Source organism: Colwellia piezophila ATCC BAA-637 (assembly GCF_000378625.1).
GTDB lineage: Bacteria > Pseudomonadota > Gammaproteobacteria > Enterobacterales > Alteromonadaceae > Colwellia > Colwellia piezophila.
In genome coordinates this window covers 1-20336 of sequence record NZ_KB905172.1, presented here as the reverse complement: position 1 = coordinate 20336, position 20336 = coordinate 1, and the positions used below count along the sequence as shown (strand labels likewise).

Annotated in this window: 16 protein-coding genes and 1 pseudogene; 5 read left to right on the top strand and 12 right to left on the bottom strand. The window is 38.7% G+C overall.

What is annotated here, in order from left to right:
* Positions 1–3 precede the first annotated feature (3 nt).
* From F580_RS25055 to F580_RS0119195, 3 genes are read left to right on the top strand one after another with little or no spacing between them, the layout of a single operon-like run.
* Complete coding sequence (locus F580_RS25055) at positions 4–3648, top strand: pilus assembly protein (protein ID WP_019029377.1); 3645 nt, start codon at positions 4–6, stop codon at positions 3646–3648.
* A gap of 37 nt (positions 3649–3685) precedes the next feature.
* Positions 3686–4090 carry a type IV pilin protein gene (locus F580_RS27160; RefSeq protein ID WP_019029376.1) on the top strand — a complete coding sequence of 135 codons (405 nt, stop codon included), beginning with the start codon at positions 3686–3688 and terminating at the stop codon, positions 4088–4090.
* Between the two features lies 1 nt (position 4091).
* Positions 4092–4415, top strand: coding sequence for a TapY2 family type IVa secretion system protein (locus tag F580_RS0119195; protein WP_019029375.1), 324 nt, complete (start codon positions 4092–4094; stop codon positions 4413–4415).
* Between the two features lie 59 nt (positions 4416–4474).
* Here the strand turns inward: F580_RS0119195 and F580_RS25050 are convergent, their stop codons facing one another.
* Positions 4475–5071 (bottom strand): GspH/FimT family pseudopilin, encoded by a 597-nt coding sequence (locus tag F580_RS25050; protein WP_019029374.1) that lies wholly within the window; start codon positions 5069–5071, stop codon positions 4475–4477.
* Between the two features lie 108 nt (positions 5072–5179).
* On the bottom strand, positions 5180–5800 hold the full coding sequence (locus tag F580_RS25045) for a GspH/FimT family pseudopilin (protein ID WP_019029373.1): 621 nt from the start codon (positions 5798–5800) through the stop codon (positions 5180–5182).
* 295 nt (positions 5801–6095) lie between these two features.
* On the opposite strand from F580_RS25045, the pseudogene F580_RS26990 reads away from it, so the two are divergent.
* Positions 6096–6611, top strand: a pseudogene (locus F580_RS26990) (transposase); the annotation flags it as partial.
* 93 nt (positions 6612–6704) lie between these two features.
* On the opposite strand, the gene pheA reads toward F580_RS26990, so the two are convergent.
* From pheA to F580_RS0119140, 8 genes are all read right to left on the bottom strand, one after another.
* Entirely contained in the window at positions 6705–7880 is a 1176-nt protein-coding gene (gene pheA / locus F580_RS0119175; RefSeq protein ID WP_019029372.1) for a prephenate dehydratase, read from the bottom strand.
* A gap of 110 nt (positions 7881–7990) precedes the next feature.
* Entirely contained in the window at positions 7991–8377 is a 387-nt protein-coding gene (locus F580_RS0119170; protein WP_019029371.1) for an MAPEG family protein, read from the bottom strand.
* Between the two features lie 89 nt (positions 8378–8466).
* On the bottom strand, positions 8467–10905 hold the full coding sequence (locus F580_RS0119165; protein ID WP_019029370.1) for a penicillin acylase family protein: 2439 nt from the start codon (positions 10903–10905) through the stop codon (positions 8467–8469).
* Between the two features lie 231 nt (positions 10906–11136).
* The gene (locus F580_RS0119160; protein ID WP_019029369.1) at positions 11137–11583 is read right to left on the bottom strand and encodes a hypothetical protein; all 447 of its coding nucleotides are present in this window, start codon (positions 11581–11583) and stop codon (positions 11137–11139) included.
* Positions 11584–12042: 459 nt separating this feature from the next.
* Positions 12043–14211, bottom strand: a complete 2169-nt coding sequence (locus F580_RS0119155; RefSeq protein ID WP_019029368.1) for a malate synthase G — start codon at positions 14209–14211, stop codon at positions 12043–12045.
* Between the two features lie 346 nt (positions 14212–14557).
* Positions 14558–15280 carry an LrgB family protein gene (locus F580_RS0119150; RefSeq protein ID WP_019029367.1) on the bottom strand — a complete coding sequence of 241 codons (723 nt, stop codon included), beginning with the start codon at positions 15278–15280 and terminating at the stop codon, positions 14558–14560.
* Positions 15280–15660 (bottom strand): CidA/LrgA family protein, encoded by a 381-nt coding sequence (locus F580_RS0119145; protein WP_019029366.1) that lies wholly within the window; start codon positions 15658–15660, stop codon positions 15280–15282. Before F580_RS0119145 ends, F580_RS0119150 begins: the two co-directional genes overlap by 1 nt.
* A gap of 6 nt (positions 15661–15666) precedes the next feature.
* A complete protein-coding gene (locus tag F580_RS0119140; protein ID WP_019029365.1) occupies positions 15667–16614 on the bottom strand; it encodes a LysR family transcriptional regulator in 948 nt (315 codons plus the stop codon).
* Positions 16615–16956: 342 nt separating this feature from the next.
* On the opposite strand from F580_RS0119140, the gene F580_RS0119135 reads away from it, so the two are divergent.
* Positions 16957–18543: an isocitrate lyase gene (locus F580_RS0119135; RefSeq protein WP_019029364.1), complete on the top strand. Its 1587-nt coding sequence runs from the start codon at positions 16957–16959 to the stop codon at positions 18541–18543.
* Between the two features lie 419 nt (positions 18544–18962).
* Here the strand turns inward: F580_RS0119135 and F580_RS0119130 are convergent, their stop codons facing one another.
* Positions 18963–19769, bottom strand: coding sequence for a DUF481 domain-containing protein (locus F580_RS0119130; RefSeq protein ID WP_019029363.1), 807 nt, complete (start codon positions 19767–19769; stop codon positions 18963–18965).
* A gap of 374 nt (positions 19770–20143) precedes the next feature.
* On the bottom strand, positions 20144–20336 hold a 193-nt coding region (locus F580_RS26735), incomplete at its 5' end, for a hypothetical protein (protein WP_040357723.1).

Sequence of the window (20336 nt, the reverse complement as noted above, 5' to 3'; positions counted from 1 at the left end):
ATTATGAAGAAGTTTATTACGTTAAGTTTACTGACAATATCAGTACTGGTGACGACATCTTTGTCGCTTGCTGAAGATATAGAACTCTACGTTAGTGATGCCGTGAAACAATCGGCAAAGAAGTCTAAAGTACTGATTATTTTTGATAACTCTGGCAGTATGGGAGATCAGCATACCGTTGATAAACCTTATAATCTAGATGAAACAACTCCGCCTGAAGATTACCCCCCTGATGGCCCATCTCATGCCTACAATGATGATGCGACCTATTTTAATAAAGGAAGTACTGATGGTTTTTCCGCTATACCTGATAGCCCGAGTGATGGGCGGCGTTTTAATTTACTTGTAAACGGTTGTGAAAGCTCTAAAGAATCGTTAAGAATGAAAGGTTATTATACTGGACATATTCGAGAGTATAACCTTAAAGGCAATAGCGGCTCTTGGGATGAAATACGAAATAATAATGGTTTTGAGACTATTTCAGTTATTGATTGTCAAGAAGATGTCAGAATAGTAGAAGACGGAATTGTAATAAATGCCGGTAGTACAGTCAATGCAGAGGGTCATATTGATGGCTACCCTGCCGATGATTTGAGTACAAAGAAAGTTCCTGTTTACTATACAACGGATGCAAGTAAATCAGATGTTGATTGGTCTGGCCCTTTAGTTACCTTATATACAGCAAATTATCTTCGTTGGTACCATAGTCTCCTTAAAGATGAAATTACGGAAACTCGTTTAGACACAGCTATAAGAAGTATCACTAATGTTATTGAAACAACAGATGGTATCGAATTTGGTTTAGAAATATTTAATTATAATTATGGCGATGGTTCTTCAAGCAATAATGGTGGCCGTGTAGTCTTTGGTATTAATGAGATGACAGCGACTAATGAAACTAGCCTTATCAGTTTAATTGACAATGATCTCACGGCATTTACTTGGACCCCTTTATGTGAATCGACCTATGAGGCACAGCAATATTTTGCAGGTAAAACGGTTGAATATGGTGATGATGCCAAGAGCTCTTCTAGACCTATAGCTGACCGTAGAATTACCAATAGCTCTAATGAATACAAAAACCCTTTTGATGAGTGTACAGATAAAGCCTATATTATTTTAATTACCGATGGAGTACCTTCATACGATTCAGGGGCAGATAGTGCAATTGAAGGATTAACGTCTAAAGAAAACGGGGTTGATGCTGATGGCAATCCAGAATTAAAAGATGTGACTTTTACGGGAACTCACGAAAACTTTAATAATGCTCCTTTTGCGTATGACAAAAAATCGTATAATACTGGATCTAGCTATTTACCTGCATTAGCGGGCTGGATGAACACCTACGATGTCAACTTAAACCTTGATGGTGTGCAGACTGTATCAACCCATACCATTGGTTTTAGTGAAGGTGCAGCAGACGCCGCACCTTTATTAATTGAAACGGCTAAACGCGGCGGTGGCGATTACTTTGCAGCCAGTGATGGGCTACAATTAACAAATGCGTTACTAAGTACTTTACGAAATTTAGCGCCAGCTAATGACAGTCTAACTTCCGCCTCAGTTGCTGCGAATAACTTTGATAGAACTGAAACGTTAAATTCTGTTTATTATGCTATGTTTGATCCGCAAAATGGTCCTCGTTGGCAAGGGAATTTAAAGAAATATAAGGTCATTGATAGTGTTCAAGTCGGTGTTAATGATGTGCCTGCGCTTGATGAAGATACGGGTCATTTTTCTACAACAGTACAAAGTTACTGGTCACCAACTGTTGATGGTAATTTAGTTGAAAAAGGTGGTGTTGCTAGTTGGTTTGCAACACAAAACGTTGCGGATCGTGTTGTTTATAGTGATATTGGTGATGGGGGAACACTTGCTCGGTTAAATACAGCGGCTTTAACTGGTAAGGAACAAGCCTTTGCGGATGACTTAGGTATAGCTTTAGCTGACGTTACAGATTACTTTAATTGGAATTTAGGCATGGATGTCGATGATGAAGATAAGGATGGTAGCATAACTGATATGCGGACGGATGTTTTTGGTGACCCTCTGCATTCAAAACCGTTAGTTGTTAATTACGGTGGAAGAGTATATGACGAAGACACTGGTACTTATACGGGTAAGGATGATATTCGCATTGTTATAGGTACTAATGCGGGTGCATTGCATATGTTTGAGGATGCAGGAGATACTGTCTCAGAAAAATGGGCCTTTATGCCAAAAGAGCTGTTTCCAAACATCGCTGGTTTACGAGATAACTATTCTTCAGCCAGCAAAATTTATGGTGTTGATGGTCAAATCACTTCCTATGTAAATGACAAGAATGGCGATGGTATTATCGATACCGGAGATAGTGTATGGATATTCTTTGGTTTACGCCGTGGAGGCGATTCATATTATGCGCTAGATATCAGCACCCCAGATTCGCCAAGTATAATGTGGCATATAAAAGGTGGCAGTACTGGCTTTGAGGAGTTAGGTCAAACCTGGTCGCAGCCTAAAATTGGTTTTTCGAAACTCAATTTTAGCGGTAAAGTTGCTAGTCCAGTACTTTTCTTTGGTGGTGGTTATGATACCAATAAAGATAGTGTTGGTGCAGGTACTAGCGATAACAAAGGCCGGTCTGTATACATGGTTGATGCTAAAACAGGTGCATTAAAATGGAGTATGGCACCTAGCGGTGCAGACACTACTTTTGCAGGTACGGATAGTATTCCTTCAAGTATCGGTTTATTAGACAGTAATGGTAACGGCCTAGTTGATAGGTTATATACTGGAGATACTGGCGGCAATGTTTGGCGTGTTGATATGCCAGATGATAGCATAATAGCCGATTTCTCAGTGTTTAAATTAGCGAGTTTAGGTGGAGATACGGATCCCACTGACAGACGTTTCTTTTACGAGCCTTCTATTGTTAGAACCTTTATTGCTGAAACCATTGAAACTGAAGTAACAGACAAAGATGGTGTAACAACTACTATTACCGTACACCAAGAAAAACCATATGATGCGGTATTAATTGGTAGTGGTGATAGATCCAACCCCTTAGGTATTGATACCGCTGATAGTTTCTTTATGATTAAAGATGAACATATAAAAACACAAACATTTTCTGCCGATAGTACACCTTCAACGCCAACGGTAATTACTGAATCAAATTTATTTAATTTTACCACTGATCGCTTTGCAGCGACAATGACTAGCGAAGCAAGAGAAATCTTAGCGCTAGAGGTAAGTGCACAATCTGGTTGGTTTATTGATTTAACTCAAACAGGGGAAAAGAGTACATCAGCGGCTATAGTTATTAATGGTATTGCTTATTACACCTCATTCACACCGCCAGAATTTTCAGCTGATTTGGTTGATTGTAAACCGCCAATAGGTAAAGGCTGGTTATATGCAGTTGATTTAGCATTAGGGACTAAAAGGTATAATTGGCTTTCGGAGGACACTGATAATAGAACTGATAGAATAGCACTAATTAGTGAGCAGTTCTTAGGCTCGCCGACCTTAATTGTATTACCTGATGATCCTGATAATCCTAAATCCGAAGTTACAGGTAACCTTATTGTTGGTCGAAAAATTATCGGTGTAGACTTTGATTTGAAAACAATGCGTACTTACCTTTATGTTACCGAAGAGCAATAAGTTAAAGGTATAAATTTAATGTTATGGAACATATATCATGAATAAACAGAAAAAAAGCTATGGTTTTACTTTAGTAGAGTTACTTATCACCGTGGCTATTATCGGTATTTTAGCGGGAGTGGCTTACCCTTCATATACAGATTTTGTTCTTCGCTCCAATCGCTCTGAAGCACAACGGGAATTGATAAGGTTTGCTAATTTACAAGAGCAAGTATTCGTTGATAGTCGTTCTTATGCTACAGATATGAAGGGGTTAGGAAGTAGTTCTGTAAAAATATATACAGCATCAACGAATTATCGAATTATGGTAGATGCCCAAACCACAACTAGTTTTACTTTAAAAGCAGTGGCTAAAAATAATCAAGTCAATGATACTGGTTGCAAAAAATTAGAAATTAATGAATTAGGTGTGAAGACACCATCAGCTTGTTGGGAGAAATAGGATGACTACTTTTATTAAAATATTATTGCCAATTATATTGTTTATCATTAGCAATGACCTTGAGGCTAAAACATCTACCAAGCAAGATGAAAAAGTTGATGTTAAATGTTTTGTTGAGTTGGTTGGCGGTAGAGAAATGGTTAGTTTTTGGAATGTATCTCAAAATAAAGCATCAAACTTGTCAAATTCAATTACCGGTCACAAAGTTATGTTGCCTGGTTCAAAACAAAAAGTTAAAATTTACAAAGTTTATGAATGTATTTTATCAAAAGCTGACTTTACTGGCAGCAGAGCCAAAATTGTTGATGGTGAAACCGCACGGTAACTTGTAGCCTGGATTTAATCTTAAAATTTAACTTTAGCTCAAGTTATTCAATTAAGCTTTTAGCTGCAAACTATTTGATTGCCGTTTCTGTCTTCATCTTTATCGTCGTTATCAGTATCTGAACTAGTATAGCTTCGGCCTGAAACAGAAACAATAATACCTCGAGCTCTATCAGCTTCGTTTTTGGGGCAATAGCTAAAACTAGCAGCGGTGGTTAGTAGCCGCCCAGCGGGTGTATAAATAACACTTTTTTGAGAATACTGCAGTTTATCGCCTGATTTTATTGCTTCTTTTATTTTAACCAATTCATCATTTCCGGAAAATTTATTACTATTAACTAAGGTATTAACGTCGTTGGTAAAGACACTTATTTCACCTTGCCAATTGGTTGTACAAGCGCCACTGGAAAGAGGGCAAACGGTAGTGTTTTTTCCTGTATTTATCGCCATATTTCTAGCGGTTAATAATAGCCTTTGCATTTCACTTATTTCATTATCAACACGCATTCTTACTAAAAACTCATTGAAGCTGGGCAGGGCAATCATGGTTAAAATTCCTGCTATCGCAATAGTGACCATTAGTTCTACTAATGTAAAACCTTTAGGTTTTTTTGTGGGGAGTTTTACATTTATAGAATGACTACTAATTTGTTCCATGATGAGTGACCTAATTGATGCTACTCTAGTACTATTTATAGCACTTTCCTTAGTATCACGCTAGTCACCGTTGTATACAAAGATCTTACAGAGCTAGGCTAAGATTTATCAATTACATGTTATCTCTTTATTCATGCGAGTCTCATCTCTGGAATCATTATCTATATCGCTGCTTGCATAAAAACGACCTGAGCGAGCAATAACAATGCCTCTTGATTTCTCTTCATGACCTAGTGGGCAATAACGAAAGGTACCATTGCTTAAGCCAGTTAAATGTCCAGAGGGTTGGTAGGCAACCATGACTCGCCCTTTGCCATAAATCAGTTGGTCTCCAATTTTAATTGCTGATTTCGTTACCAGTAACCTTTCATTGTTAGCTGCATCAAAGGTTTTATTATTGTTATTATCAATAAAAACACTAAGTTCTTTATGCCAATCTGTGGTACATCTTCCGCTTAATGTTAATGGGCATATTATGACTCGCTCACCACTATTAATTGCTGAATTTCGAGCAACGAGCAGTAAACGTTGTAACATAGATATTTCACTATTAACACGCATCTGCACGACAAAGTCATTCATGTTAGGTAAAGCCATAACAGTCAATATTGACGTGATGGCTACGCTAGCCATCAACTCAAGCAGTGTGATACCTTTTTGTCGTTTGAGGAAGTTGTTAGTGAAAGGGTGTTGTATACTCTCGAGTTTTCTACTAGTGACATTTAGCATAAAAAATCCATTTTTATTTATTGTCCTGATAAACAGTTATAGTTAATAAAAATGGAGAATGCGATAAAATTAATTTAGCTGACTAGCTATTTATCATAAGTAGTTGGTATTGCTTATCTTTTATGTTGATTTTTTATGGATGTTAAAAACTCTATTTGCGAAAGCCCCCGTAGTTTTATAATGGGTGTTAACAAATTGGCTGTAGAGACTGACTTTCGACACATTAAAAAAGTGAGTCTATGCTTTTGAAGGGGTATAAATGGTGTGCTGTATATAATTATCAAGCAAAGCATATTTATATCAACTAAGTAGCACAATAGCGAATAAATTATGCTCTGGTTGGTGGTAGACAAAAAGGTAAACGAGATCGTGGCGCAGCAGGAAAAATAATGTGTTAATCGCCTGTGAAAGCAAAGAGAAAAAAGCAAATTTTATCGCAATAGAAATGGTCGATAGTATTTGTCACTTTAGCGTTAATGCGTTTATCAAAAAACATTTGGAAACAGGTGAAAAAAAATGCTCTGATACATTATCCGCAACCGATATTACTGATAAAACGCAAAACTATGACCAAGGTAACGCCAAGCTATTTGGTTGCTGAATGGTTGTCGTGGGTAGATATAGCCATCGGCTATTTAAATTATTTTTGCTAGGTACATTTCATAGAGTATAGGTAAAATATCTACAAAAATACTTAGATGAGTTCTATCATCGCTTCACCCGTCGATTTATCGAAAAACAAATTTCTAATCGATTGTTAAAATTGGCAATAGTTCACGCGCCTGTAAATCGTCCTGAACCAAGTGTCTAGGCATGAAAATTTATAAGATTTCCTGGCAAGCTCGCTAGTGCGATATGTCGCTATGGGCAGTGAACATATCAAGCACTAGGGGTTTATTTTCTCTTAAAGCTCGCTACTGGGAATACTGGTCGGACTAATATGTTCAATTGGGTAACAGCCAAGTATTTTAATAAAATTAGTATGTGGGGTAATCTCATTAATCGCTTCTTGTAAGGCAAAGCTTTTTAAGTTGGCTTCTACATCAATGTAAAACATCTCTTCCCAAGGACGTCCTTGAATAGGGCGCGACTCAAGCTTACACATATTAATACCTTTTTCTTTAAGTACTATTAAGCACTCTACTAAAGCGCCAGCCTTTTGACCGGTAGCCAAGGTTATAGCGGTTTTTGCAGGTATTTGTTCTGCTACTTCAACGGCTTTTCGAGCCACTAAAATAAAGCGTGAATGATTTTCAGTTTGATTAGCTATTGATTGTTCAATCGCTTGAAGTTGGTAAAGCTGACCTCCTTCTTCACTACCTATTACGGCGATGGTATCGTCTTGTAGCTCGGCAACTTTTGCCATGGCATCGGCCGTACTATCACAATATTCAATACGAATTCCGTTTTGCTTATCTAAGAAGTTGCTGCATTGAGCAAAAGGTTGTCCGTGGGCATAAATGGTTTTAATATTAGCTAAATTAGTATTAACTGCGGTTAACAAGCAATGCTCTATTGGTTGAGTAATTTCACCTACTATCGATAAGCTAGTGTGCTGCAATAAGTCGTATACTTCGTTAATACTACCCGAGCTAGTATTCTCGATAGGGAGCATGCCGTAATCGACCTGTCCAGATTCTACTTGCTGCATTATCTCATAAAAACTTTGACAGCCACATTCAATGATTTTCTCTGCGCGACGTGAGAAGTAGCGATGGCTGGCAAGATAACTGTAAGAGCCTTTATCACCCAAAAATGCAACGCTAACGGTCGGTACTTGAATATCAGGGTTCGCTAGGCTTTGTAAGAAAGCTTGTTGATTTAAAATCGAGTCCTCAATAATAGTTTGAAAGACGCTAGTAACATAATGGGCATCTAATCCAAGCGTCTTACCCTGTTTTATCAAACGTATTAAAAGCGCTTGTTCACGCTTTTGATCTCTTATAGGGCGAACTTGTTGTACCTTACTCTTTGCCACATTGAGCGTTAACGCACGACGTTTAGCAAACAGGGCTAATAAATCTTGATCTAAAAGCGTAATTTCTTTGCGTATTTCATTTAAATCTAACGTTTCGCTCACTTGTTTACCTTAATATTGTAGATGACAGTTTACTTTGAGTAGTTACTCTAGCTACCTTAGCCAAATAGTGTCAACTGTTTCTTTAGATGTTTTTTGTTTTTAAAGGGCGGCTAGGGAATACATTGAAAGACAATGCTAAAGCTACATAGAGTGGCAATTGCCCATGTAATTGATCTTAATGAACTGAGATCAAATAAATATAAAATATTATAAAGCACTCGCGCAATAATATGTATAACGGCCAAGATGACGACCGTTTGCTGAATATTATCCGTGGCTAAAGCAAGAATAACAGCAGGAGCAAAAAGAATGACAGACTCGAAAGCATTTTGATGGGCTGCTAGTGCTCGTCCGCCAAAGCCTGTTAGCTTACTTTGCTGCTCCCTCGGCTGATTGTTATTGTATCTGCCTTGCTTGGCCATAGCATAGGCTACAGGTGCTTTTGCCAGTAACGGTAAAAGTAAGGCCATAAATAAACAGGTAATTAAAATGGTCATGGGTGTACTTCCTTTAATTTTTTATAAAATAGCGGTATCAAAAATAGCTATTTCAAATATTGATCATTGACTGGGTTAAATACCATGAGTTAATAACTTAGTAATGTAAGCTCGTAGAGGGTTTTTCCCGGTAAAAATGGTGAAGCTATACCTTCTTCCCAATCACTATGTCCTTTACCGTAATAAGGGCTCCAAGGGTGTCCTGATTGGCTTGTTGGCATATGAAAGATACCTTTGTCCTCATGGCCTGGAGAAACCACCATACGCTCTGAAGCGCCAAAGGCTTTCCCCTGTACTCTTGGCATATAACTATCGCCAGCTAACGCTTTGCTAGGCATATCAAGCCAGTTGTTTAACAAGGGCAGTGCACTACTAAGCGGATGCTTTATTGCAGAGCTGTTTTGTTGTCCCCAGGTGGCATCCGCTAATGTTTGCTTTTGGGTCATGTCTTTAACTGTTAACGCCAGTGCTTTGGTAAATGTTTGCTGCCAATTATCTTCACCTAACATGAGGAAGTTTTCAGGTTGTTCGTTAATTAACTGCCAAAGTGGCGTTTCGATTTGGTGACGAATACTCTTGAAATTAAAAGCCTTATCAATACCTTTTAAGCTTTCTGTTAGTTCGAAAAATACACTGTCCCTGAGGTTTATGCGAAAGTTACGCACTAAGCGATAGCTTACCGAGTCAGGGCTTGCTCTGAGAGTCTCTGCGTTTTCTAACAAGATTTTCACTTGTTTAAAATCGTTATTCTCAGCCATAACTTGCTCGCTTAATACCGTTGCAACGATAAATTTTTTCCAACGTTGTAAAAACTTGGCTTCGTCATCTAAACCAATGGCCAGTAAGCTTTGTTCATCAAACTTATTATGGTTTATTAGATTATCTCTAATCTGCGTTGAACGGGCGCCTAAGGCATAACCACCATTACCAATTTTTTCAAACATATCACCGCCAACAACACGAGAGTTAGCCGTCCAAAGTCGTTGATTCTCTGGGTTTTTAATACGAGGGTATTGCGCAGGAGATAAATAGCCTTGCCAGCTATTTTGGCCGGAACTCCATGATTGAGGTGTATTGCCAGTAGCGCCATTTTTCTTTGGAATGGGGCCCATAATTGTCCAACCAATATCGCCAGTTTTATCGACAACTAATAGGTTTTGAGAAGGAATACCTGAGCGAGCAGCAATATTGAAGGCCTGATCTACGTTGGTTGCTTGTTCTAGTTCCGTTGCTGTTAAATTTATCGCTTCTTTATCATGAGCAACCCATCTATAAGCGAGTAACTGGCCTAGGTGGTTTTCACCAATAACGGGTCCCCATATAGTTTCTTTAAAAGTGATTTTATGTGCTTTTTGTCCTTTAACAGCAATAACTTGTCTTTTCTGAGTAAAGTCTACATAGCCTTTAGGTGTTAAATATTGGCTGCCATCAGCACTACTGGTTAAGACAATAACATCACTGAAATCACCGTAACTATTGGTAAATCCCCAAGCAATATGCCCATTACTACCAATAACCATATTAGGGGTACCTGGCAAGGTGGCCCCTGTCACTTTAATCTTTTCAGGGATTAATGATAATGATGAACTATCCTCTGTTGACCTGGGATACTCAAAAGAAGCGCGGAACCAAGTATTAGGGACACGAATACCCAGATGCATATCATTGGCTATTACCGCAGTGCCTGTGGCGCTTAACTCTCCTGAAATTGCCCAACTGTTAGAGCCCGGTAGGTGGTCGCCTTGATACCTACCTTCTTTGTTACTCGCCAGCATTATAGTCTTATTATTTTTGTCGTTGAAATTTAAACTTGATGCCGAGGGCCAAGGTGATGATGGCATTGGCGCTTGGGTAAATTGACTACCATCAATGGCGGCGTCCCAAATACTACCTTTAGGGTTTAAGAACGCGTAAACATCTCCCGACAAAACGGCTTTCATCAAGCCGAGAGTTCGTTCTCTTTTACCATCGTGGTATTGAAGATCTATATACATACTAAAAATAGTCAGGATTGAGTCTTCTTCACTCCATTGAACAGGCTCTTGTTGCAGCAGTAGGTATTCAAAAGGTGATGATCTTAAATATTTTAATCCTTGGTTTACTCCTCTAGTATAAGCTTTAACTAATTCAAGTTGCTGTTGAGGTAATTGAGCAACGATTTCTCTGGCTCTATCGCGAAAGCGGTGCCTACGGATAGATTTGTCATAATCAAGTGCTATAGAGCCAAACAAACTTGCTAACTCACCGGCCGAATTGCGCCTTAATAAATCCATTTGAAAAAATCGTTCTTGCGCATGAATAAAGCCTAAAGCCACTGAAACATCTGCTCGGTTTTGGGCCTTTATGGTGGCTATTCCTTGCTTATCTCGCTCGATAGTGACAGTTTTTGTTAAACCAAAAACTGTTTTTTTACCGTCGAGTAAGGGCAGAGCACCATCAACTTTGCTATAAAGCCAAGTTAATGCAGTTGCTAATACTAATAAACTAATAAGCATAAAACCGGTAAGTATTTTTTTTATATTTTTCATCGTTATAAGCAAGCTGAATAAAATTGATAGGGCAGAGTAACGCAAAATTGGTGTGGAGAATATTGATAGTTGCGTTTTTTAACTATATTAGTGCTTTAATTTGCGGGCAGTTTAGCTATAGCTAGGAGTAAAATTAATTTTACAAATTTCAGACTTTTATGGCAATAAATCTAAAAGTCGCATTTGTTCTTTCTAATAGGAGGGGGGGCTTCTCGTTATTTACTCGACCGGCTAACTATAGTCGACAGAGTTTTTACATTTTTCCTTCATATTCCTTTCAGCTAAAGGCGCTAACTGTCCGGAAGTATCGCCTTTAGTCGGCGCGCTGAAAAATGAAATAAATTGGTTAAATTTGTCATTAAACATCAGGGCGCTGCTAAAAAATTCGTTAGACTGACTGACAACATTGATTGCTAACTGCGAACTATCTTCAATTAATAAACGGGAACTAGAAAGGATCAAACCTGAAGAAAAACTATTACTGTTTTGAGTTGATAAGGTGTGAGGTACCTCTGCCGCAGCCTTGATAATATCGTAGCTAGCAAAACTTTTGCTAAAGCTATGGTTTACATTTAAATACTGAATTTTAACGGATGGCTTAGCCAGTGCAGGCGAAATGGTCATCAATGCGACAAATGTGATAGTAAAACTCACTAACAGTAATTTAATTGATTTCATTGCCTATATCCTTTCAGCCATGTAAGTGTTTGATTGATTTTTTACTGTCTGTGCCACTCAGTGTTTAAAGCTTTACAGATCCTATTTTTCGTTTTGTTTACTAAATTGTTACAAGTGTTACTTTACTGGATGTTTAAATAATATGCTAGTGAGTTGAGATAAGCTGCTTCTTTCATAAGGTAGATGGTAAAGGCGCTTTAGGGTAGCGTACTAAAAATGGGCGCCTAGCGTTTTTTTTTAACAAGCTACTTTATTAGAGCGGGTGAAGTGAATAAATATTTCAAATTATTTAAATAAGTAACAATTAATATAGCTAAATTGAGGAGGCCTAGAGCAAGGTTTTTCGTTTAGATAAGGCAAAAAAATGGCGCTATTGTTCAATGGTCAATAGCGCCTATGTTGATTCATTTTAAGTGATCCCGCAATGAAATGGCATTGCATCACTTATTTTCGTAGAAACTAGCTCAATTGACGCTTCTTTGCTAAACGATATTGATGTAGTAATGGCTCGGTGTAGCCATTGGCTTGGGTAACACCTTCAAATATAAGTGCTGACGCGGCTTTAAAGGCAATGTTGTTACTAAAATCATCACTCATCGCTTGATAGCTAGCATCTTTGGCATTTTGTTTATCAACAATAGAGGCCATCTTCTTCAAACTTGTCAGCACTTGCTCAGTGGTACAAATGTTATGGCACAACCAATTGGCAATGTGTTGACTAGAAATTCGCAAAGTAGCTCTATCTTCCATTAAGCCAACGTTATTGATATCGGGGACTTTCGAACAGCCAACACCGTGATCTATCCAGCGTACCACATAGCCTAAAATTCCCTGGCAATTATTATCTAGCTCTTGGCTAATTTCAGCGTCAGTCCAGTTAGTGTTCTCTGCTAAGGGAATCGTTAAAATATCGTCAATATTAGCTGGCAAACGTTTGGCTAATTTTTTCTGTAAATCAAAAACATTGACGCGGTGATAATGAATAGCATGTAGTGTTGCTGCAGTAGGTGAGGGAACCCAAGCAGTATTTGCCCCTGCTTCAACATGGTTTATTTTGGTTGCTAGCATATTCGACATTTGATCGGGAATAGGCCACATGCCTTTGCCAATTTGTGCCTTTTTGCTAAAACCACAGGCAAGACCGACATCAACATTGTTATCTTCATACGCACCAATCCAAGGTGTTAGTTTAATATCTGCTTTTCTTGCCATCGCACCGGCCATCATCGAGGTATGAATTTCATCGCCAGTTCGGTCTAAAAAGCCGGTATTGATAAATGCCACGCGATCTTTAGCCGCAAAAATACAATTCTTTAAATTAACACTGGTGCGTCTTTCCTCATCCATTATGCCCATTTTTATGGTATTTTGCGGTAATGATAACGCGGTTTCCACACGAGAAAATAAGGTGTTGGCAAAGGCGACTTCTTCAGGACCGTGCATTTTTGGTTTAACAATGTAAATTGAACCTTCACTACTGTTACTGTATTGACCATTGCCTTTCAAATCATGTATGGCAACTAGTGAGGTGATCATCGCATCAAGTATGCCTTCGGGTATCTCGTTGCCTTGACTATCGATAATGGCATTATTTGTCATTAAATGGCCTACATTACGAATGAACATTAAACTCCGGCCTTTGAGGGTAACGGTGTCACCATTTAGTGTCTGTACACTAAAGTCACTGTTCATGGTACGGGTGATGGTTTTACCATTTTTATTTAATGTTGCAGATAACTTACCTGTCATCAAACCTAGCCAATTTCGATAAGCTACTACTTTATCTTCGCCATCAACAGCGGCGACAGAATCTTCACAATCCATAATGGTGGTTAAAGCAGACTCAAGCATGATGTCACTTAAGCCCGCAGCATCTTCTTGGCCAATAGCGCTGTTATCGTTAAACTGTAGGTTGAGATGTAAACCATTGTTGGAGAACATCAAGGCTTCTGGATTATTGATACTGCCAGTAAAACCAATAAAAGCTGACGGCGTCTTTAAGGGACTTTGCTGGCCATCAGCAAGGCTTACCATCAATTGTTGTTCAGTTAAGTGATAACCAACGGCCTGTTCATGACTACCCGATACCAATGGCAGCGCTTGATCTAAATAATCTTTAGCAAAGGCGATAACCTTTTTACCACGTACCGGGTTATAGGCTTTATTTGGCTGTGCGCCATCTTCATCGCTTATCACGTCGCTGCCATAAAGCGCATCATACAAACTGCCCCAACGTGCGTTTACGGCATTTAAGGCGAAACGTGCATTCATGATTGGCACAACAAGCTGAGGGCCAGCCATAAGAGCTAATTCATTATCGACATTAGTCGTATTAATATGAAAATCTTCAACTTGCGGCACAAGGTAATTAATTTCGCTCAAGAAATTTTTATAGTGAGAAAAATCAAGAGGCTTGTTGCCTCTATGGTAATCATCAATACTGGCTTGCAGCGTATCTCTTTTTAATAAAAGATTTTTATTTTCAGGGCCTAAGTCATTAATTATGCTAGAAAACGCCTGCCAAAAATGACTCGAACTAATATCGGTGCCAGGTAATGCTTCATATTCAATAAAATCAAAAAGACATTGGCTTACTGTTAAGTTCTCTACTAATACTGTCGCTGCCATTTTTTACTTCACCTTATTTTAAAAATTTGCTTAAAGCGTTAAGAATGTGGGTGTGAAAGTGTTTATTTTAGCGATATTTCGGTCATTTTATGAAAAACGAATGCTATAAATAAATATTAATGATAATCCTAGGGCTTATTATCACTGCTGGCAATAGTGCTTTTGGGGTTTGAAATATAGTTGTGAAACTGAAGATGTTATTTTATTTTAGTAAGACGTTGTTAAATAGGACTTATATATTATTTATTAAAGAGGACGCTGTTAGCGAATTCATATCATTGTACTTTATGATAAGCATCATTCATATTGTGAATGATGCTTGCTGGTGACATTGACTTAAACTGCTTCAGTTAAATAGCTGCTGTAACAAGGGAATGAGCCAAGGGCTAATAAGTGCCGTTAATACGGCTGAGAAAATCAGCGCCACTGAACTATATGCACCATGTTCAGCGCTCTTGCGGACCAGGACTGCGGTGCCAATTACATGGCTAGCACTACCAATGGCTAACCCTTGGGCTTTGGCGGAGTTTACGCCAATAAAACTCAGCCATTGAGGGCCAAGCAAGGCACCAAACAAACCGGCAATCAAGATAGCAAACGCTGTGATGGAACTATCACCAAATAATTGCTCGGTTAAGGTAATGCCAATAGGTGTGGTAACTGATTTAAGGGACAAAGCGATGGCTATGTCAGGAGCTTTGATTAATAACATGGCCAGAATAAAACTCACCGAGATAACGATAACGATACCAAAGACCAAAATAGCAGTCATTTCTCGCCAGTGTAAACGAATTTGCTTTAGCTGTTGGTAAAGAGGGAAACCTAGCGCGACAATAGCGGGCTCTAACATAAGGTTAAGTATCTGAGTTGTCTGACTATATTCCTGATAGTTAAGTTCAAGAATAAGCAGCAGGGGGACCAACACACAAATAGAGATCAGCATGGGATTTAACCAAATAGATTGCCATTTCTGTTGGCAAGCTGCTGCTAATTGATACGTTGTTATGGTGACTAAGGTGATAACAATACTCGCCCATATTGGGCTGTTCGCAATGAAAGTACTTAGCATTAGCTTGAACCTGTCGTTGTTTTAGCCGTATTATTGTTAGACGTTGTTAAAAAACGCTCACTTAAGTAACCAATGACAGTGAGTAATAATAAAGTTGAGCTAAAAATAATAGCGACTAGCGAAATGCCGTGTTGCTGAATTAACTGGAAATTATCAATGATACCCATACCTGCAGGTACCAGGCATACTCCCATATGTTTAATAAACCACTGATTAGTTTTAGTCACTCTGGCAACGCTAAACCAATTTAACTGTAAAAATAACGCATAAATAATCATGCCATATAAACTGGCGGGTAAAGCTGCTAATAGCGCATTAGCAAGCTTTCCTAGTAGTAAACAAATGCTGATGGCAAAAATGGTATAGAAAAGGTTTTTCATGGTGGCTTATATAGTTTCCTGGCATTTTACAGCAGCAGCAATAACTAATTTTCTAAACCAAATATGACTAGCATCGTGATGTAATAAGGGACTCCAGATCATCTTAAGCTCTATTTCTGGAATATCAAATGGTGGTTTTACAATAGTATAGTTACTGTCATTTTTATGTAACATCGCGGCTTTTGTCGGTAAAGTGGCAATTAAGTTATCTTCGTAAGCTAATTGCATGGCAACATGATAATTACGGGTAAAGACCTTAATATCGCGCTTCTTGCCTAAGCGAGCCAGTGCTTCATCAACCCAGCCAAGCTTTTGCACATCTTTGGGATCCATACCCACGCCGACACCAAAGCCCGTTTTGGAAACCCAAACGTGTTTCGCGCCTAAGTAAGCGTTTAAATTAAACTGACTGACTAATGGGCTATTAGCATTTAATAAACATGAGAAAGAGTCACGCCATATCGCTTTTTGATGAAAAGATTGCGGTAACTCATCAAAGCGGTTAATCGCCATATCAATTTTACCGGCCTCTACATCATGAAAGGTGACATCACTTGGCGTCATAATGTCTAAGGTGACATTCGGTGCTACTTCATTTAAAGCCCTTAGAAGTGTAGGGATCAGCGTTGAAGCGGCATAGTCACTGGCCATTATCCTAAAGACCCGCTGGCTATTAAATTCGTTAAACTCTTCTTCGCCTTGCAACGCTTCTTCTAACTCAAGTAATATTTTTCGAATGCTTGGCCCTAGAGTGCGGGCGCGTTCTGTTGGTACCATGCCGTCAGAAGTGCGCACTAAAATAGGGTCGTTAAATAAAGTTCTTAATCGTTTTAAGCCATTGCTCATTGCCGGTTGGGTAATATTAAGCTGGCTTGCTGCCCGGGTAACATTCTTCTCACGCAATAATACGTCTAAATAAATAAGTAAGTTTAAATCAATTTTAGAAATATTCATGTCGTTGATGGTTCTTTCAATAAATATAAGTCAGATAGATATAAGCTAAATAATGGGGTAATTCAATGAAATTTTATAATTTTAGTGATAAATAATCGCTAAACAAGGTAATAAATGCGGAGTTGTATTCATTGTGTGAATGGTGGCAATAGTGATTATATATTTTAAAAATACCTAGGTATTGGGTTATTGTTTTTGTAGTCCGGTATGAAAGCTTACTTCTTGGTAGTCATGTTGAGGTTTGATCTCTGATTGAATCTCCAGAGTAGGAAGTTAAACAACCAATACTAATGATCACCTATAACTACTCATTAATCTACAACAATACTTTTGGAGAATGATATGTCTAACTATCAAAGTGCAATCGAAGCGGTTAAAGCTATTAAAGAAAAAGCGGGTAGCTCTTGGGCTGCAATTAATCCTGAGTCTGTTGCCCGTATGCGCACACAAAATCGCTTCAAAACCGGTTTAGAGATTGCTCAGTACACTGCCGACATTATGCGTCGCGATATGGACGCTTATGATGCTGATAGCTCTCAGTACACTCAATCTTTAGGTTGCTGGCATGGTTTTGTTGGCCAACAAAAAATGATTTCGATCAAGAAGCATTTTGATGGTAAAACAGACCGTCGTTATTTGTACCTTTCTGGTTGGATGGTTGCTGCACTGCGCAGTGAATTTGGTCCACTTCCTGATCAGTCTATGCACGAAAAGACCTCGGTAGCTTCATTGGTTGCCGAGCTGTACACTTTCCTACGTCAAGCTGATGCACGTGAGCTAGGCGGTTTATTCCGCGACTTAGATAAAGCAAGCGAAGGCGATAAAGCTGCCATTCAATATAAAATTGATAATCACGTGACTCACGTTGTGCCAATTATTGCTGATATCGATGCCGGTTTTGGTAATGCTGAAGCAACTTACCTTATGGCCAAACAAATGATTGAGGCCGGTGCTTGTGCGCTGCAAATCGAAAATCAAGTTGCCGATGAAAAACAGTGTGGCCATCAAGACGGTAAAGTAACGGTTCCTCACGCAGATTTTCATTCTAAGATCCGTGCCTTGCGCCATGCCTTCCTAGAACTAGGTATCGATAACGGTATTATCGTTTCCCGTACTGACTCTGAAGGTGCAGGTCTTACTAAAGAAATCGCGGTAGTTAAAGAGCCGGGCGATCAAGGTGATATCTATAATTCTTTCTTAGATGTAGAAGAAATTGACGTAGCTGACATGGCTGAAGGCGACGTATGCTTTAACCGTGACGGTAAGCTAGTTCGTCCTAAGCGTTTACCTTCTGGTCTATACCAGTTCCGTCAAGGTACGGGTGAAGAGCGTTGTGTTTTTGATAGCATCGAAGCCATTAAAGCCGGCGCTGATCTATTATGGATTGAAACGGCAACACCAAACGTTGCTGATATCACCGCAATGATGAACGAGGTTCGTAAAGAAATTCCCAATGCTAAACTGGTTTACAACAACAGCCCATCATTTAACTGGACGTTGAACTTCCGTCAACAAGCCTTTGATGCCATGGTTGCTGCAGGTGAAGATGTTTCTCGCTATGTTCGTGCTGATTTAATGAGTGTTGACTATGATGAAACTGAATTATCTAAACGTGCAGATGACAAGATTCGTAGTTTCCAAGCGGATACTGCACGTGAAGCCGGTATCTTCCATCACTTGATCACTTTGCCTACTTACCATACCACAGCATTGTCTGTTGATAACTTGGCGAAAGAGTACTTTGGTGATGAGGCAATGTTGGGTTATGTTAAAGGTGTACAGCGTAAAGAAATTCGTCAAGGTATCGCCTGTGTTAAACACCAAAACATGTCAGGCTCTGACATGGGTGATGATCACAAAGAATACTTTGCTGGTGAGAATGCACTTAAAGCTGGCGGCGCGAACAATACGTCTAACCAGTTTAGCTAGATTCCTTACTAACTAACCTGAACTCTGGATAAGCAGCACTTGCTCAATATTCCCCTTTATCTGATTATCAGCGTTAAAACGTCAATAAATAACCCGTTATTCATAAACGTTTTGCCTTGATAATCGAATAAATTGAAACATTGATAGAGTATATCGTTACTTAACCTTGTAAATTTTATTCTTAATAATCGTAAGTTGTTGTTTTTAATTAAACATCAAGCACTCATTATCCAGAGTTCAGGTTAACTAGTTAACTAATGAAAAAACCAGCCTCAACGACTGGTTTTTTGTGTGTAATGAGCAGCGGTTCAGCTTTTTATAAGTAAAAAAAGACAATAAAAAAGGCTGTTTTCTAAAAGAAATGACAGCCTTATTATTAAGTTGGAGATGAAGCAACTAAGTTTTACGTTGTTTATTTTCTAGAAGCTATAAACTAAAGTCACTGAGGTTTCGGTGTTAGTATTTTCAAAACCTGTTTCTACTTCAGTATCATGCTCTACAAGGAAAGAGAATTTAAACTGTAAAGAGTCAATTAACTTAGTAGTAAGTGACGTCTCTGAACGATAATAACTATTCTTATCAGACTCAACGGCTTGTTTGGCAACAAAGTATTGCTTGAACTCAACAAAGTCGTTTATCTTATTGGTGTATAGTGCTTGTACTTGCAATATAGCGGCGGTTTCACTGTACTCTTCAGTTGCTATTGTTGTTGCTGTTGCTGGCTCTGCACGAATAACGTCGTATTTTACACCCGGACCGATATCAGCAAAAAATGAACTGGTTTCATTGTCTATCCAATGACGACCCCAACCAAGTGATGCAGATGTTTGATAGGCAAAGCTGTTGAATTTATTTTGTTGATAAAATGCACTACCGTAAAGATAATTTTTGCCACCTTCTTCAAGTGAGTAGTTAGACTGACCTAAAATGTCCCACTTATTGTCAGTGCTTTCATATACGTCTTTGCCATTTTCATCTTCTGTTTCAAGCTTTTTAGCAAGTGCGTTAAAAGCTAACATGTTTAACCATTGGTCTTTTTCATGCTTTAAGTTTATACCGACTTTAATATCACCACTTTTGGTGTTACCTGTTTTGTATAAAAAGCCTAGCTCAGCAGAAACAGTTAATGCTGATTTTTCTTCAACTTCAGCTTCGTCTTCAGCTAAGGCATATTGGCCAGACAAAGGTGATAAAAGCAGTGCGGCAATCGCTATTTTAGATTTCATGTTCATCCTTAATAAATGATTATTAATCAATTGAAATTTAGGGGGGGGAATTTTTCCGAATTTTATCAAACTTTAGCCATGCCGCCAACTTGTAAACACTCTGTTAACCAAATTAATTTAATACGGTTTAGCCCATCGTTTTAGTGAGGTGAATAGTGCACTAATTAGCACAATAGATAGGGTAGTAGGTTCCCCCGTAAATAATGCAGCTAAGTCCTTAGTGCTAATTATGCGCACTCGTTCCGTCTAGATAACAGTGCAGGCTAATACCAATTTGATTAAATTTCTTCCCAACTCAGAGCTATGCTCAATGTTCAATAACAAGGGGGATTTGTTTCGGTTTAGTCATTCTAAATCAAATAAATTTAACGATGTTAGTGGGCATCGAGCAAGCTCCCAGAGGGCGAGTACCTAATAAAAGGCAAAGGCTTACATGCTGCGTTATTGATTTTGACAAGGACGCTGCATGGATGCAGCTTATTAGAGAATGCAGGAGCATATTCTCCTGAATAACCATTCTCTTCAATCAATGCCTTGCCTCTAAGCCTTTTAATTCTCGCTGAGTGG

Excerpts from the sequence above, each read along its gene's own strand:
- F580_RS25055 (WP_019029377.1), top strand. The coding sequence starts at position 4 with ATGAAGAAGTTTATTACGTTAAGTTTACTGACAATATCAGTACTGGTG.
- F580_RS27160 (WP_019029376.1), top strand. The coding sequence starts at position 3,686 with ATGAATAAACAGAAAAAAAGCTATGGTTTTACTTTAGTAGAGTTACTT.
- F580_RS0119195 (WP_019029375.1), top strand. The coding sequence starts at position 4,092 with ATGACTACTTTTATTAAAATATTATTGCCAATTATATTGTTTATCATT.
- F580_RS25050 (WP_019029374.1), bottom strand. The coding sequence starts at position 5,071 with ATGGAACAAATTAGTAGTCATTCTATAAATGTAAAACTCCCCACAAAA.
- F580_RS25045 (WP_019029373.1), bottom strand. The coding sequence starts at position 5,800 with ATGCTAAATGTCACTAGTAGAAAACTCGAGAGTATACAACACCCTTTC.
- F580_RS0119170 (WP_019029371.1), bottom strand. The coding sequence starts at position 8,377 with ATGACCATTTTAATTACCTGTTTATTTATGGCCTTACTTTTACCGTTA.
- F580_RS0119165 (WP_019029370.1), bottom strand. The coding sequence starts at position 10,905 with ATGAAAAATATAAAAAAAATACTTACCGGTTTTATGCTTATTAGTTTA.
- F580_RS0119160 (WP_019029369.1), bottom strand. The coding sequence starts at position 11,583 with ATGAAATCAATTAAATTACTGTTAGTGAGTTTTACTATCACATTTGTC.
- F580_RS0119155 (WP_019029368.1), bottom strand. The coding sequence starts at position 14,211 with ATGGCAGCGACAGTATTAGTAGAGAACTTAACAGTAAGCCAATGTCTT.
- F580_RS0119150 (WP_019029367.1), bottom strand. The coding sequence starts at position 15,280 with ATGCTAAGTACTTTCATTGCGAACAGCCCAATATGGGCGAGTATTGTT.
- F580_RS0119145 (WP_019029366.1), bottom strand. The coding sequence starts at position 15,660 with ATGAAAAACCTTTTCTATACCATTTTTGCCATCAGCATTTGTTTACTA.
- F580_RS0119140 (WP_019029365.1), bottom strand. The coding sequence starts at position 16,614 with ATGAATATTTCTAAAATTGATTTAAACTTACTTATTTATTTAGACGTA.
- F580_RS0119135 (WP_019029364.1), top strand. The coding sequence starts at position 16,957 with ATGTCTAACTATCAAAGTGCAATCGAAGCGGTTAAAGCTATTAAAGAA.
- F580_RS0119130 (WP_019029363.1), bottom strand. The coding sequence starts at position 19,769 with ATGAAATCTAAAATAGCGATTGCCGCACTGCTTTTATCACCTTTGTCT.